The 13932-nt window shown below is 63.5% G+C and carries 14 protein-coding genes; 6 read left to right on the top strand and 8 right to left on the bottom strand.

From position 1 onward, the window contains the following. Positions 1-250 precede the first annotated feature (250 nt). Positions 251-910 carry a YiaD family glycine zipper/OmpA-like lipoprotein gene (locus JHX88_RS08335; RefSeq protein ID WP_076526225.1) on the top strand — a complete coding sequence of 220 codons (660 nt, stop codon included), beginning with the start codon at positions 251-253 and terminating at the stop codon, positions 908-910. Between the two features lie 103 nt (positions 911-1013). On the opposite strand, the gene JHX88_RS08330 is transcribed toward JHX88_RS08335, so the two are convergent. From JHX88_RS08330 to JHX88_RS08310, 5 genes are all read right to left on the bottom strand, one after another. Next, positions 1014-1190 carry a hypothetical protein gene (locus tag JHX88_RS08330; RefSeq protein WP_176011443.1) on the bottom strand — a complete coding sequence of 59 codons (177 nt, stop codon included), beginning with the start codon at positions 1188-1190 and terminating at the stop codon, positions 1014-1016. Between the two features lie 7 nt (positions 1191-1197). Then, positions 1198-1953: a glycerophosphodiester phosphodiesterase family protein gene (locus JHX88_RS08325; RefSeq protein ID WP_076526224.1), complete on the bottom strand. Its 756-nt coding sequence runs from the start codon at positions 1951-1953 to the stop codon at positions 1198-1200. After that, positions 1953-2408, bottom strand: a complete 456-nt coding sequence (locus JHX88_RS08320) for a RidA family protein (protein ID WP_076526222.1) — start codon at positions 2406-2408, stop codon at positions 1953-1955. The genes JHX88_RS08325 and JHX88_RS08320 overlap by 1 nt, the downstream gene beginning before the upstream one ends. A 7-nt stretch (positions 2409-2415) precedes the next feature. Continuing rightward, entirely contained in the window at positions 2416-2868 is a 453-nt protein-coding gene (locus tag JHX88_RS08315; RefSeq protein WP_076526220.1) for a YbjN domain-containing protein, read from the bottom strand. A 258-nt stretch (positions 2869-3126) separates the two neighbouring features. After that, positions 3127-6579, bottom strand: a complete 3453-nt coding sequence (locus JHX88_RS08310; RefSeq protein ID WP_076526218.1) for a chromosome segregation SMC family protein — start codon at positions 6577-6579, stop codon at positions 3127-3129. Positions 6580-6779: 200 nt separating this feature from the next. On the opposite strand from JHX88_RS08310, the gene JHX88_RS08305 reads away from it, so the two are divergent. Together JHX88_RS08305 and JHX88_RS08300 are read left to right on the top strand one after the other, a co-directional pair. After that, entirely contained in the window at positions 6780-7160 is a 381-nt protein-coding gene (locus tag JHX88_RS08305) for a CidA/LrgA family protein (RefSeq protein WP_076526216.1), read from the top strand. Continuing rightward, entirely contained in the window at positions 7153-7872 is a 720-nt protein-coding gene (locus JHX88_RS08300) for an LrgB family protein (RefSeq protein WP_076526214.1), read from the top strand. The genes JHX88_RS08305 and JHX88_RS08300 overlap by 8 nt, the downstream gene beginning before the upstream one ends. 87 nt (positions 7873-7959) lie before the next feature. Here the strand turns inward: JHX88_RS08300 and mog are convergent, their stop codons facing one another. Both mog and JHX88_RS08290 read right to left on the bottom strand, forming a co-directional pair. Then, positions 7960-8502: a molybdopterin adenylyltransferase gene (mog, locus tag JHX88_RS08295; protein WP_076526212.1), complete on the bottom strand. Its 543-nt coding sequence runs from the start codon at positions 8500-8502 to the stop codon at positions 7960-7962. Further along, the gene (locus JHX88_RS08290) at positions 8499-9728 is read right to left on the bottom strand and encodes an argininosuccinate synthase (RefSeq protein WP_076526211.1); all 1230 of its coding nucleotides are present in this window, start codon (positions 9726-9728) and stop codon (positions 8499-8501) included. The genes mog and JHX88_RS08290 overlap by 4 nt, the downstream gene beginning before the upstream one ends. Before the next feature lie 107 nt (positions 9729-9835). On the opposite strand from JHX88_RS08290, the gene JHX88_RS08285 reads away from it, so the two are divergent. The 3 genes from JHX88_RS08285 to JHX88_RS08275 all read left to right on the top strand — a co-directional run bounded on the left by JHX88_RS08285 (position 9836) and on the right by JHX88_RS08275 (position 13383). Beyond that, positions 9836-10612 carry a hypothetical protein gene (locus JHX88_RS08285; protein ID WP_076526209.1) on the top strand — a complete coding sequence of 259 codons (777 nt, stop codon included), beginning with the start codon at positions 9836-9838 and terminating at the stop codon, positions 10610-10612. A 38-nt stretch (positions 10613-10650) separates the two neighbouring features. After that, a complete protein-coding gene (gene ilvA, locus JHX88_RS08280; RefSeq protein WP_076526207.1) occupies positions 10651-11898 on the top strand; it encodes a threonine ammonia-lyase IlvA in 1248 nt (415 codons plus the stop codon). A gap of 96 nt (positions 11899-11994) precedes the next feature. Beyond that, positions 11995-13383: a PP2C family protein-serine/threonine phosphatase gene (locus tag JHX88_RS08275; protein ID WP_076526205.1), complete on the top strand. Its 1389-nt coding sequence runs from the start codon at positions 11995-11997 to the stop codon at positions 13381-13383. Here the strand turns inward: JHX88_RS08275 and JHX88_RS08270 are convergent. Beyond that, on the bottom strand, positions 13355-13822 hold the full coding sequence (locus tag JHX88_RS08270) for an NUDIX domain-containing protein (protein WP_076526203.1): 468 nt from the start codon (positions 13820-13822) through the stop codon (positions 13355-13357). The two genes, JHX88_RS08275 and JHX88_RS08270, sit on opposite strands and share 29 nt — an antisense overlap. Positions 13823-13932: the final 110 nt, after the last annotated feature.

The raw sequence follows: 13932 nt of genomic DNA, 5'->3' as shown, positions 1-13932 counted from the left end.
CCGAAAGGCGGCAGAACCGTCGTCCCCACGGCCTGCGCCGCGCGAGCCGGCGGAAGGACCAGGCCTGTGAGCGAATCACGGATCGTCGCCGGATTGTGACGCCTTGTCAGGACTTTCCCGGACAATTCCCTTTCCTTTCGCGCGGAACTAAGCCAGCCTGCAAGGCGTTATCATGGTCACTCGGGAACGGGTCCATCAAGCATATGCGCGGCACAGCCTCTGCCGCATACAAGACAGGAAAGGGAGACAGATGAACCTCCGCATGACTACCATTCTCGCCGCGTCAAGCCTGGTCGCCCTCGGCGCCTGCACCGATACCACCGGAACCGGAACCGGCATGAACCGCACCCAACAGGGCGCGCTGGCCGGGGCCGCCGTCGGCGCCGTGCTGGGCGGCACCCGCGACGATGACAAGAACAACCAGGGCCGCGATGCCGCCAGGGGCGCGATCCTCGGCGCCGCCGCGGGCGCGATTGCCGGCAATATCCTCGACCGTCAGGCCGCGGCGCTGGATCAGGCGATCACCAATCCCAATGTGCAGATCGTCAATCACGGCTCCTACCTGCAGGTCATCCTGCCCGAGGGCATCCTCTTCGCCACCGATTCGGCAGCCGTGTCGGGCCCGGCGCAGAACGATCTCTACGCCGTTGCGCGCAACCTGAACCAATACCCGAACAGCCGCGTCGAAGTGATTGGCCATACCGACAATACCGGCAGCGCCGCCTACAACCAGGACCTGTCGCAGCGCCGCGCGCAATCGGTCGCCGGTATCCTGACCGCGGGCGGCGTCTCTTCGGGTCGCGTCGTCGCCGTGGGCCGCGGCGAGTCGCAGCCCGTCGCCTCGAACGGCACGGTCGAGGGCCGCGCCCAGAACCGCCGGGTCGAGATCATCATCCGCCCGACGCAGTAAAGCCAAACGAAATCGACTCAGGGGGCCGGACCAGTTCCGGCCCCTTTCCCATGGCGCCTCGGATCGCGCAGAACGATTGCTGCCACGATCCGCCCCTTCTTCTTCATGCAAATATCCCGGGGGAATCCGGTCCGGATGGGCCGGATGGGGGCAGCGCCCCCTGCCCCTCGATCTCCACCGTCACCACCTGATCGGCCAGCACGGCACCGAACCGGGAAACGGGCTCTGCTGTCCGCGACGGGGACCGATCCCGGTTCCGGCACCGGATATGATCAGTCATCTTCGCTCTAGACTGGCGGTCGGTAGCCTTCAAAGGTGATATTGTCGGCGATACCCCGCGCCGCCTCCTCTTCCTCGGCCGAACGGACGGTCCAGCACAGGATCGGCACGCCCTGCGATTTGAGCGCATCGACGCGAAGATTGTCCAGATTGCCCTTGTGATGCGAGATGAAACAGGCGCCCACCTGGTCGAAATCCATGATCGAGGCCAGGTGACTACGGGTTTCCTCGGTCAGCATGGGCCAGTCCTGCGCCGGAAAGCCGCAGCTCGTTATCCCTACGGGTATATCGGGGCTCGCCTCGTGAAACGCCTTCACGATATGCGGATTGAAGGACATTATTGCGACCGGCCCCTCGTAACCTTCCAAAACCTCGGCCACCCTTTGATGCAGCTCGCCGATCTGCGGGCCAAGCCGGCCATCCTGATCCTTGATCTCGATCAATAGCGGCACCTGCCCCGCCACCAGTTCCAGCATCTGCGCGAGCGTCGGGATCGGCTCATCGCTGCCCTGCAGGCGCTTGTCGGCCAGGAAAGCGGCGGTATAGCCAGAAATGGGACCCTTCTCCCCCGTCAGCCGTTCAAGATCGTCATCGTGAAACACCATCGGCACGCCATCGGCGGCGGGCTGGATATCCATCTCGATACCGTAACCCGCCGCGATGGCCGCACTCGCCGCCGCCAGGGAGTTCTCCGGCACCCCCTGCCCATGCAGCCCGCGATGGGACATGGGAATGCGGCTGAATTCTGGCGGCAGCTTGCGCATCACTCCACCTCGAAGATCGCTTCGATCTCGACCGCGACGCCCAGGGGCAGTGCGGCGGCCGAAACCGCGGCGCGGGCATGGCGGCCTGCATCGCCAAAGACCTCGACCATCAGGTCCGAACAACCATTGATCACCTTGGGCTGATCGGTGAAATCGGGGGTCGAGTTCACGAAGCCGGTCAGCTTGACCACCCGTTTGACCTTGTCCAGCGACCCGGTCGCCGCCCGCAATTGCGCGATCAGGGCAAGACCGCAGCGCCGGGCGGCGGCAGCGCCCGCCTCGACATCCAGGCTTTCGCCCAGCTTACCCTTGATCAGCCCGTTCTCGTCGGCGCTGATCTGGCCCGAGACGAAGATCAGGTTGCCCGAGCGGGCAAAGGGCACGTAATTCGCCGCCGGGGCGGGGGCGTCCGGCAGGGTGATGCCATTGTCGGCCAGTGTCTTTTCAAAGCTCATAGGTTCCTCACCAGTTGATATGATTGCGAAAATCGGACAGCAGGACTGTCCAGCCATCCAGTACTTCATTGAAATTGCGCCGTCCAACCCCGTCCTCGGCCAGGTTGATATCCAACTCGATCACCGGATCGCCCTCGGCATCCAGAAAGGCACTGCCGAAACGATATTCCCGGTTCCAGGCATTTACCAGAGCCAGGCCGCGCGGCTGCGCACCGTCAAAAACCGATTTGAGTTGCAATGCCCGGCATGGACCGTCGCCGCAATCGTAGAAATAGACGCTGAACAGGGTGTCGTCGACGACGCTGCGGATCCGCGGGTCACCATAGCTGTCGGTATCGCGGTAGACCGGAAATCCGGCATCCTGCATCAAGATTTCGATCACCTCGGGATCGCCTGTCACCTGCGCCGCAACATTCATCGGCATCAAGGCGAGACACAGGCTGGCGGTCAGTCGTCGCATCCGTCTCCTCATGCAGTGTTCAGGGCCCAACCTAATGCGGATTGAAAGCGAATGAAACGCCCGGACCTGCCTGCCGGTGATTTTCAACCCATGCCCAAATTTTGCCGCTGGACGCACGCAAGCGGTGTACAGGTTGTGTACATCCTGTGTACGCGCGGTGTACGGGTTGTGCAGCCGGATTCCCAGCATTTGCTGGATGAAATCGCGTCCCTGTTGCGCATGGCGACAGATGCAACGCACGGTGCCGTTGCGCGGGCCTCAGGCGACCAGCGCTTCGGCGCGTTTCAGATCGACGCTGACCAGCTGGCTGACCCCCTGCTCGACCATTGTCACGCCGAACAAACGATCCATCCGCCCCATGGTCACCGCATGGTGGGTGATGATCAAGAAGCGCGTGTCGGTGCGCTGGGTCATCTCGTCCAGCAGATCGCAGAAACGGTTGACATTGGCGTCATCCAGCGGCGCGTCCACCTCGTCCAGCACGCAGATCGGTGCGGGGTTGGCCAGGAAGACCGCGAAGATCAGCGCCAGGGCGGTCAGGGTCTGCTCGCCACCGGATAGCAGGCTGAGCGTGGACAGTTTCTTGCCCGGCGGCTGGCACATGATCTCCAGCCCGGCCTCCAGCGGATCATCGGATTCGACCAGCACCAGCCGCGCCTCGCCGCCCCCGAACAAGGTTCTGAAAAGCGTCGAGAAATTGCCGTTCACCGTGTCGAATGCCGTCAACAGCCGCTCGCGCCCTTCGCGGTTGAGACTGCCGATCCCGGCGCGCAGCTTGCGGATCGCCTCTTCCAAATCCGCCTTTTCGCCGGCCAGTTGGTCGCGCTCTTCTTCCAGTTCGCGCTTGTCCTCGTCGGCGCGCAGATTGACCGCGCCCAGGGCATCCCGCTGCGTCCGCAACCGCGCGATCCGATCCTCCAGCGCAGCGGCGGGCGTCTCGGTATCGGCATCCTCCAAGCTGTCGCGCAGCGCCTGCGGCGTCGACTCGGTTTCCTCGAAAATCCGTGCCCGAGCAACCGCCTCGCTGTCCCGCGCCGCCTCGGCCCGCGCCTCGCGTGCGGCCCGGGTTTCACGCGCCTCCGAAGCAATGCGCTCGGCATCACGCTCTGCATGGGCGGCGCTACGGGCCGCATCATCGGCGACCGACAAAGCCTCGCGCGCACGCGTCAGCCGTTCCTCGGCCTGCGCCTCACGTTCGCTGAGGCTGTCACGTTTCTCAGCCAGAACAGCGGGTTGCTCCTCGGCCTGTTCCAGTTCATCGGCGGCGGCTTCGCGGCGGCTCGCCAATTCCGAGGCCCGCGTGCCCGCCTGTTGCAGGCGCAGTTTCCAGCCCGATTCCTCCTTGGCGATTTCCTGCAAACGCTTCTGCCGGGCATTCCCTTCGCGACGCAATTCATCCAGCGCGGTGCGACGGGTCATGGTCGCGATCCGCGCCGCCTCGACCCCTGTCCGGGCATTCTCGACGGCCTGCGCAGCATCGCCGCGATCCGGCAGTTCGGCCAGCGCCCGTTCGGCCTGAGTCAGCCGGGTCTGCGCATCCGAGGCATCCGCCCGGTGCCGGGTCACCTCGCCCCGCGCCGATTCCACCCGGCTATTCGCCATCGCCAGATCGGATTCCGCCCGGGTCGAGGCCCGCGCCGCATCCGAGAGAAGCCGCTCTGCCTCGCGCCGTCCGTCGCGGGCGGATTTCTCGTGCATCGAGGCGTCGTTCAGGCGCGCCTTGGCCTCGTCATGGGCGTCAACCGCCGCATCCGCACGTTCTTGTGCTTCCTCAACTTGTGCGCTGATCTCGTTGAGTTGATTTACTTTCTGCAGATGCAGCGCGGCCGAGGAAGACGCCTCGCCAGCCATCACCCGCATCCCGTCCCAGCGGAACAGATCGCCCTCGAGGGTCACCAACCGCTGACCGGGCAACAAGTCTGCCTGCAGCTCGGCCCCGGTTGCCGCATCCGTGATCAACCCGACCTGCGAGAGCCGTCGCGCCAAGGCCTCGGGTCCGGTGACATGCTGCGCCAGCGCCCGCGCCCCTTCGGGCAAGGGCTGTGGCGAATCCCAACCGGGCAGGCCATGCCACCCGGTTTCCCCGTCCTCGGCCAGCCCGGCCCGCAAATCGTCGCCCAGGGCGGCACCGAAGGCGACCTCGTATCCCTTGGCCACCTGCACCCGGTCGAGGATCGCCTTGCCATCCGACTGCCCTCGCTCGACCAGCCGCTTGAGCGCCGCCATCTCTGCGGCCAATGCTCCCGCCTCGCCCTCGGCCTCGGATCGGGCGGCGCGGGCAGAGACTTCGGCGGCTTCGGCTTCGGTGCGGGCGGCTTCCGCGCCGCCCAAAGCTTCCTCGGCGGCCTCGGCCCGGTCGCGCGCGGCCTCTTGCGCCTCTTCAGCGTCCCGCAATGCCTCCTCGGCAGCACTCCCGACCTCGGCAGCGCGCTTGGCGTTTTCGTCGGCCTCGGCGGCGGCGCGTTCCGCGCGCTCCAACATGTCACGCAGATCCGAGGCCAGCCGCTCTGCGGATTGATGGCGGGCGGCAAGCCGCGCAGCCTCGTCGGTCAGTTCGGCCAACCGCCCTTCAACTTCGCGCAGTGCCTCGGCAGCCTCATCCGCAGCAGCGGCGGCTGCATCCACGCGTGCGTCATGGCCCTGCCCGGATTTCTCTAGCTCGGTCCGCTCCCAATCGAGCCGCTCGACCACTTCGCCCGCATCGCGGTTCAGCGCTTCCTCGCGTTCGATATCCCGGTCAAGCTGCGCGATCCGGGCGACCAGAGCCGAAACCTGCTCGGCGGCTCGCGCCTCGGCCTCGTCCAGCGCCTCGCGCTCCACGGTCAGGCGTGACAGGATCGCCGCCGCCACCTGCTCCTCCTCGCGCAGGGGGGGCAACGCCTCATCCGCCGCCTCGCGTCGCTCGGCCGCCAAGCGCGACGTCGCCTCGGCCTCAGCCGCCGCCCTGACTGCCGCCGTCAAAGCCTCGGTCGCCGCCTGCCGCGCCTCTTCGGCCTCGGACCAACGGCGATAGAGCAGCAAGCCCTCGGCCAGCCGCAAGGCCGCCCCGATCTCGCGATATTTTGCCGCCGCCCGCGCCTGGCGGGCAAGGCTCGCCGCCTGCGTGGAAAGCTGATCCAGCGTATCGTCCACGCGGGTCAGGTTGTTCTCGGCCCCGTTCAGCTTCAACTCGGCCTCGTGCCGGCGTTGATAAAGCCCCGAGATCCCCGCCGCCTCCTCAAGGATCCGGCGGCGGCTTTTCGGCTTGGCATTGATCAATTCGCTGATCTGCCCCTGCCGCACAAGCGCCGGGGAATGCGCCCCCGTCGAAGCATCTGCGAACAGCATCTGCACGTCGCGCGCCCGCACATCCTTGCCCGCGATCTTGTAGGCAGAACCGGCGTCGCGGGTGATCCGGCGCACGATGTCGAAATGATCCTCGTCATTGAAACCGGCAGGCGCCAGCCGGTCACGGTTGTCCATGGTCAGCGTGACCTCGGCATGTCCCTTGGCCGAGCGGCGCGAAGTGCCGGCAAAGATCACGTCTTCCATCCCGTCGCCCCGCATGGCGGTGGGGCGGTTCTCGCCCATGACCCAACGCATCGCCTCGAGCAGGTTAGACTTGCCGCAGCCATTGGGACCGACGACACCGGTCAGCCCCTCGCGGATGACCAGGTCGGTCGGATCCACGAAGCTCTTGAAGCCGTTGAGACGAAGGCGGTCGAAGCGCAAGGGCGAGCCCTTTCCAGAATCAGATCTATTGGGGATTGTTGCCGCGAGACCGCAACAAGTCAACCTGAACCCCAAGATATGGATGATTCAATCAAGTTATCCACAAGATGCGCACAGGCTGCCCCGGCATGAAACGGCATATTCGGATGTGATGCAAAGCCGTCTGGCACAGTCCGCATCGCTCGGCTAGCCTGCCTGTCATGATAAGCACATTGGCCATCATCCTGTCGTTCCAACTGGCCGGCGAGGTTATCTCACGCGCCCTGGCCCTGCCCTTGCCGGGGCCGGTCGTCGGGCTGATCCTGCTGCTTCTGACCTGTATCCTGCGCCCATCCGTCGCGGCCCTGATCCGGAGCACGGCGCTCGGGCTACTGCAGCATTTGTCGCTGTTCTTCGTCCCCGCCGGGGTGGGCATCGTCGCGCATTGGGAGCTGTTGCGCGAACATGGGGCAGGTCTGGCCCTTGCGCTGATGGGATCGACGGCGCTGGCAATCGCGGTCGGAGCATGGGTCTTCGCGGCAGTGGCGCGCTGGACCGGATCGACCGACCCGGATGCCCGGAAAGATCAGGGCGATGCGTGATCCGCTGCTGATATGGTCCTACCTGGCGCAGGGGCCGCTCTTGTGGCTAACTGCTACTCTCGTCACCTACCTGGCGGGGGACGCCTGTTTCCGCGCTGTCGGGCGGCAAAGCTGGGCAAATCCGGTGCTGATCGCGGTGATCCTGCTGGCCCTGTTGCTGTGGCTGACAGGCACCGATTACACGACCTATTTCGAGGGCGCCCAATTCGTCCATTTCATGCTCGGTCCGGCAACCGTCGCGCTGGCCTTGCCGCTTTACGACAACCTTCCCCGCGTCAGGAAAGCCGCCCTGCCAATGCTTGCCGCGCTGGTCGCGGGTTCGGCCACTGCCGTCGTCTCGGCCCTTCTCATCGCCCGCGCCTTCGGCATCAGCGGCCCGGTTCTCGCATCCCTGGCCCCGAAATCCACCACCGCCCCGGTCGCCATCGGCATTGCCGAGCGCATCGGAGGCCAGCCCACCCTCACCGCCGCATTGGTCCTGTTGACCGGCATTTTCGGCGCGATCATCGTCACGCCTTTGCTCAACGCCCTGAAGATCCGCGATTGGCGCGCACGCGGTTTTTCCGTCGGTGTCGCCGCCCATGGCATCGGCACCGCGCGCGCATTTCAGGTCAATGAAACGGCCGGAGCCTTCTCGGGCATTGGCATGGGACTGAATGCCGTCTTGACCGCCGTCATCGCACCGCTGGCGCTGCGCCTGTTTGGCGGTTAGGCCAGATTTTGGATATTTAAGTGAAGAAGAGCCGCTTACCCTTTCTTCTTCATATAAATATCCAGTCGGCAGATCCCGCCAGGCGGTTCACTTGCCCTTGGGGCGAAACGCCTTGATCCGTGCCGGGTCTGTCTCGATCCGGGCGGCCCCCATCAGATCCAGACAATAGGGCACTGCGGCAAAAACTGCATCGAGGCAGGTTGCGATAGCGGCAGGCTTGCCGGGAATCGTGATGATCAGCGAGGCACCACGGGTCACCGCCGTCTGGCGCGAGAGAATCGCGGTGGGAACTTCGGCCAGCGAGGCGCGGCGCATTTCCTCGCCGAAGCCCGGCAACTCCCTTTCGGCCACGTCGAACACCGCCTCGGGCGTCAGATCGCGCGGCGCGGGACCGGTGCCGCCGGTCACCAGGATCAGGTCGGCGCCGCCATCGGCCAACTCCCGCAGCTTGGTGGCCACGGTGTCGCGGCCATCCGGGACGATGTGCCGGTCGATCTGAACCGGCGAGGTCACGACCCCACGCAGCCATTCCTCGGCGCCCGGACCGCCCTTGTCCTCGTATTCCCCGCGCGACGCCCGGTCGCTGACGGTGACGATGGCGATGCGGGCGGTCAGGCGCTGTTCACTCATGGCTTGATACGGGCGTTGCGGTTGCCGATCAGTTTCAGGCGCAACGCGTTCAGGCGGATGAAGCCCGCCGCGTCCTTCTGGTCATAGGCGCCGGCGTCATCCTCGAAGGTCACATGCGCCTCGGAATAAAGCGAATGATCCGATTTGCGGGCCACCGTCCGGGCAAGACCCTTGTAAAGCTTGAGCCGCACCGTGCCGGTGACATGTTCCTGCGACTTGTCAATCAGCGCCTGCAGCATTTCGCGCTCGGGGCTGAACCAGAAGCCGTTATAGATCAGCTCGGCATATTGCGGCATGATCTGGTCCTTCAGATGCCCTGCGCCGCGATCCAGCGTGATTTGTTCAATGCCGCGATGGGCTTCCAGCAGGATGGTGCCGCCGGGGGTCTCGTAGATGCCGCGAGACTTCATGCCGACAAAGCGGTTCTCGACCAGGTCGAGGCGGCCAATGCCATGTTTGCGCCCGTATTCGTTCAGCGCGGTCAGGACCGTGGCCGGAGACATCCCCTCGCCATTGATCGCCACCGGATCGCCCTTCTCGAAGGCGATCTCGATGAATTCCGGCTGATCGGGCGCGTCCTCGGGATGGACCGTGCGCTGATAGACGTAATCGGGCGCCTCTTCACCCGGATCCTCCAGCACTTTCCCCTCGGACGACGTATGCAGCAGGTTCGCATCCACGCTGAACGGAGCCTCGCCGCGTTTGTCCTTGGCGATCGGGATCTGGTTCTGCTCGGCGAATTCCAGCAGCCGGGTGCGCGAGGTCAGGTCCCATTCCCGCCACGGCGCGATCACCTTGATCGAGGGATCCAGCGCATAAGCAGCGATCTCGAAGCGCACCTGGTCGTTGCCCTTGCCGGTCGCGCCATGGGCGATGGCGTCTGCGCCATGTGCTTGCGCAAGCTCGACCAGCCGCTTCGAGATCAGCGGGCGCGCAATCGAGGTGCCAAGCAGGTAGCAGCCTTCATAGACCGCATTGGCGCGGAACATCGGAAAAACGAAATCGCGGACGAATTCCTCGCGCAGATCCTCGATATGGATATTCTCGGGCTGAATGCCCAGCATCTCGGCCTTCTTGCGGGCGGGGTCGAGTTCCTCTCCCTGCCCCAGATCGGCGGTGAAGGTGATGACCTCGCAGCCATATTCGGTCTGCAGCCATTTCAGGATGATCGAGGTGTCGAGTCCGCCCGAATAGGCGAGGACGACTTTTTTCGGCGCGTCGGACATGCGGCTTAACCTTTTAGCAATTTTGCGCAGGGAATAAGCCCCTTTGGCGATTGTCACAAGGGGAAGCGGCAGATAGCGTTTGACAATCGCAAGTTGAGGTAACCAGCATGATCGCTTTCCGTATCGTCAAAACTGCCTTCATGAACATTTTTGTGGATTTCCCGCAAACACTTAGAATTTTTGGCCTGCCCATCATATTGGCCGCCGCCTATTTCGCCACGCTTTTCTACGTCGCTCAATCAAGCCCAATGCTGATCAGGCAAGGATACTTTCTTGCGCTGACGATCGTGGTACTTGGTTGTCTTGCGCTTTGGGCGACGGTGAATTTTCATCGCCACATCCTTCTGGACGAAAAGTTCGGCTGGCTGCCAAGGCCGCATTGGATGGAAATGCTGCGTTATCTGATGCTGATGATCCCCATGGTGATCCTGCTCGCGATCATCGGTTTCCTCCTCACCATGGCGACGAGCGGATTTGTCATGCGACTTGTAATGCATGGCGATGGCATCGCTGGCCCAATACTGATTGGGGCCATCTACTCCGTGCTGCTCGGCACCATCGGCCTGAGGTTTTATGCGGCGTTGCCAGCCGAGGCCATCGGTGAAAGTTACGCCTTCTCGTTCCGGAACGGCCATAATGTCTTGCTCGACATCTTTCTTGTCACGGTCCTGCTGACCCTCTTGCAGGTCGCCTGGAGTTTCGTTGAGCTGTGGATGATCCATGGAAACCTGTCGCCGATGGGCAATCAGACATCGCCGTCACCATTCGCCGTCGGAGCTGTTTTTGTCTATCAGTTGGTTGTTGCCGTGCTATCGGCGGTTTTCGGTATATCCCTTCTCACGACGATCTATGGCCACTACTCGGGGCGCAGGCCGGTGCGCTGACCCTTGCCAAATCCGCTCTTTCGCGGCATGGGGCGAACATGGAAAATTTTGTCGCCTCCGTCCGTCAGGCCGAGGCCGCGCTTCGCGACCTGTTCGAGCCTACACCGCTGCAACGCAACGACCATCTGTCGGCGAAATACGGCGCCGATATCTGGCTCAAGCGTGAAGACCTGACCCCTGTCCGCAGCTACAAGCTTCGCGGCGCCTATAACGCCATGCGCAAGCTTATCGCGGGCGGTGCGGGCAGCAATGCGCATGTCGTTTGCGCCAGCGCCGGTAACCACGCCCAGGGAGTCGCATTCGCCTGCCGTCATTTCGGCGCGCGGGGGACGATCTTCATGCCGGTCACGACGCCCAGGCAAAAGATCGACAAGACCCAGATTTTCGGAGGCGATGCCGTCGAGATCGTCCTGACCGGGGATTATTTCGATCAGACCCTTTCGACGTCGCAGGCGTTTGCGAAGGAACATGACGCGCAGTTCCTGTCGCCCTTCGACGCGCCGGACGTGATCGAGGGACAGGCAACCCTCGGGCTTGAATTCCTCGAACAACTGGGGCGCGCGCCCGATCTGGTTGTCTTGCCGGTCGGTGGCGGCGGCATGTCATCGGGCGTCACGCGCTATCTGGGCGAGGCTGCACCCCAAACCGGGATCGCATTTGCCGAGCCGTTGGGTGGCGCCTGCCTGCAAGCCGCATTGCAGGCCGGCGCACCGGTCGCCCTGCCCGCGATCAATACCTTTGTCGATGGCGCGGCGGTTGCGCGCATCGGCGGGCTTCCTTTCGAGACATTGTCACGTTTCACCCCGGAGGATGTACATATCGCCCCGGAGGACCGCATCTGCCGCACCATGCTGGAGATGCTGAACACCGAGGGTATCGTACTGGAACCCGCGGGGGCGCTGGCGATCGATGTGCTGGACGATCTTGGCGATCTGACCGGCAAGACGGTGGTCTGTGTCTGTTCGGGTGGAAATTTCGATTTCGAGCGTCTTCCGGAAGTCAAGGAACGCGCGCAGCGCTTTGCCGGGGTGAAGAAATATTTCGTTCTCAGGATGCCGCAGCGCCCCGGGGCCCTGCGCGATTTCCTGCAGCTTCTGGGCCCGGAGGACGATATCTCGCGCTTTGAATACCTCAAAAAATCGGCGCGGAATTTCGGCTCGGTCCTGATCGGGATCGAAACGACGGACCCTGCCAGCCTGACCCGGCTTGCCGAGCGGCTGGACCAGTCCGGCTTTGCCTATCGCGATATTACCGGCGATGAGATACTGTCCGAGCTTCTCGTGTAGGGGTCTGCAGGGTTCGTTGCGGAACCCGTAAAACTATAACGATTCTGGTGCTTTGGGTTCATCGCCTGTTTACGCGGACGGGATTAGACCCCTGTCATGAACCGTGCCGACCGATCCCTGCCATCCGCCCCGACAGACCGCCGTTTCAGGCGGCGGGCGTGGCGGGTGCTGGTTATCAGCGATCTGGCCGAACAGTGCCGGGAACTGGCACGGGCGGGTTATGATGTCGAGGCGACCGATTCAGCCGTCAAAGCCCTCGCCATCTGCCAGGTGCGGAAACCGGATTTCATTATTGCCGACTGGTCGATGCCCGACATGTCGGGCGTCGAGTTCTGCCGCGCGTTTCGCAGCATTGATCAAGGCGGCCATGGCCATGTCATCCTCTTGACCCACCATCAGGAGGGTGCGGTGGAAATCGCGACCGGTCTCGACGCGGGAATGAACGATTTCCTGACCACGCCGGTGAAAGGACCGGAATTGCAGGCGCGCTTGCTGATCGGTGCGCGAAACCTGCGGATCGGGGAAGGTCTGCGGCAGGAAAACATCCGCCTGCGCAAACTGCTGCGGCAACTGAAAGAGCTGCAGGACAGCGCCGAACGTGACCTGCTCGACGCGGGCAGGCTGCAGCAAGCGATGATGCGCGAGAATGCAGGGCAATTCGGCGAGGCGGCGATATCCATGGTGCTGCGTCCGGCACGCGAGGTTGGTGGCGACTTGGTAGGGTTCTTTCCCATCAACGATCACCGGGTCGGTATCTTTGCCCTGGATATCGCTGGCCACGGTGTCGCCGCCGCCTTGGTAGCGGCAAGGCTCTCGGCGCATCTTTCGGCAGATTCCGATCTGAACGAGGTGCTGCGTCCTCAACGGGACGGTGGCGATCCCCTGACTCCGGTGGCGCTGGCCCACCGGCTGAACCGCCTATTGCTGGAGGAGGAAAATTTCGACAGCTACCTGACGCTGATCTATGCCGATCTCGATCATGCCAATGGCCGTATCAGGATGGTGCAAGCGGGTCATCCGCACCCGGTCCTGCAGACTGCAGACGGCAGCTTTCGCCAGCTCGGCAGGGGCGGCATGCCGATCGGACTGTTTCCCAAGCCGATATTCGACGAACTCGAATTCACGATGCGGCCCGGAGAAAGGATGCTCATCGTCTCGGACGGGATCACGGAATCCTTCGATCCGGATGGCAACTCATTGGATAATGGCGGGCTCGAGGATCTGATGACCGCATATTCACGAAGTCACGGCCACGCGTTTCTCGAAGCGATGATGCTCGCACTCGACGAACGCAGCGGCTGCAGGATCCGGGATGACCGTTCAGCAGTGCTGGTTGAGTTCGGTCTGCCCCGATCAACTCGCCCGGATATCGCAACAATGAGACCACCGCCGGATCAGGACGGTCAAAAGAATGTCCAACCGTCCCTGCCGCGGCTCGGTTGCACGCGATGCAAATTCAACGGCAGTTGCGGCGATCGCGGCTAGGGCGCCCCGGAACCATCTCTATCGCCGCCCTGGAGCCGGGATCGGGCAACAGCCTCAAAGCCTGATCCAGGGAAACCCAATGCGCCTCATGACCGGGTTCGAGCGGTGCCGTGACGCGCATCACCGGTCGGGCAAGCCAGACCGAACACATCTTTTCGGCATGAAGATCATATTCCGGCATATAGCAGTAGCGCCGATATGCACAGATCCGGCGGGGGGTGGAGATCGTCCAGCCGGTTTCCTCCATGACCTCTCGGTGCAAGGCGGAAATAGGCCCCTCACCGGGATCGATCCCGCCACCGGGCAACTGGAATTCCGGTTCGGGCTCCTCCTGATGCGTCAGCAAGACCTGCCCCTCGCGCAGCAGGATCGCATAGGCACCGGGGCGGCGCCGATAATGGCGGGCGGGTTCTGGCGTGGCGCCGAAACGAGGGATCATGGAGCACTCCTCACGATACGATCCATCCCTAACGCGAAGCTCCGGCATGGGAAAGCATGTCCCTGCCCCCTTGGGATCGTCCGTGAAACCTCTATATTGGGGGCGACCCG

Origin of the sequence: Paracoccus saliphilus (genome assembly GCF_028553805.1) — a bacterium.
Taxonomy (GTDB): Bacteria; Pseudomonadota; Alphaproteobacteria; order Rhodobacterales; family Rhodobacteraceae; genus Paracoccus; species Paracoccus saliphilus.
Note: the sequence above shows the minus strand (reverse complement) of the source record. Positions and strands in the feature narration are given on the sequence as shown.

Coding starts and splice junctions, on each gene's coding strand:
- JHX88_RS08335 (WP_076526225.1), top strand. CDS start 251: ATGAACCTCCGCATGACTACCATTCTCGCCGCGTCAAGCCTGGTCGCC.
- JHX88_RS08330 (WP_176011443.1), bottom strand. CDS start 1,190: ATGACTGATCATATCCGGTGCCGGAACCGGGATCGGTCCCCGTCGCGG.
- JHX88_RS08325 (WP_076526224.1), bottom strand. CDS start 1,953: ATGCGCAAGCTGCCGCCAGAATTCAGCCGCATTCCCATGTCCCATCGC.
- JHX88_RS08320 (WP_076526222.1), bottom strand. CDS start 2,408: ATGAGCTTTGAAAAGACACTGGCCGACAATGGCATCACCCTGCCGGAC.
- JHX88_RS08315 (WP_076526220.1), bottom strand. CDS start 2,868: ATGCGACGACTGACCGCCAGCCTGTGTCTCGCCTTGATGCCGATGAAT.
- JHX88_RS08305 (WP_076526216.1), top strand. CDS start 6,780: ATGATAAGCACATTGGCCATCATCCTGTCGTTCCAACTGGCCGGCGAG.
- JHX88_RS08300 (WP_076526214.1), top strand. CDS start 7,153: ATGCGTGATCCGCTGCTGATATGGTCCTACCTGGCGCAGGGGCCGCTC.
- mog (WP_076526212.1), bottom strand. CDS start 8,502: ATGAGTGAACAGCGCCTGACCGCCCGCATCGCCATCGTCACCGTCAGC.
- JHX88_RS08290 (WP_076526211.1), bottom strand. CDS start 9,728: ATGTCCGACGCGCCGAAAAAAGTCGTCCTCGCCTATTCGGGCGGACTC.
- JHX88_RS08285 (WP_076526209.1), top strand. CDS start 9,836: ATGATCGCTTTCCGTATCGTCAAAACTGCCTTCATGAACATTTTTGTG.
- ilvA (WP_076526207.1), top strand. CDS start 10,651: ATGGAAAATTTTGTCGCCTCCGTCCGTCAGGCCGAGGCCGCGCTTCGC.
- JHX88_RS08275 (WP_076526205.1), top strand. CDS start 11,995: ATGAACCGTGCCGACCGATCCCTGCCATCCGCCCCGACAGACCGCCGT.
- JHX88_RS08270 (WP_076526203.1), bottom strand. CDS start 13,822: ATGATCCCTCGTTTCGGCGCCACGCCAGAACCCGCCCGCCATTATCGG.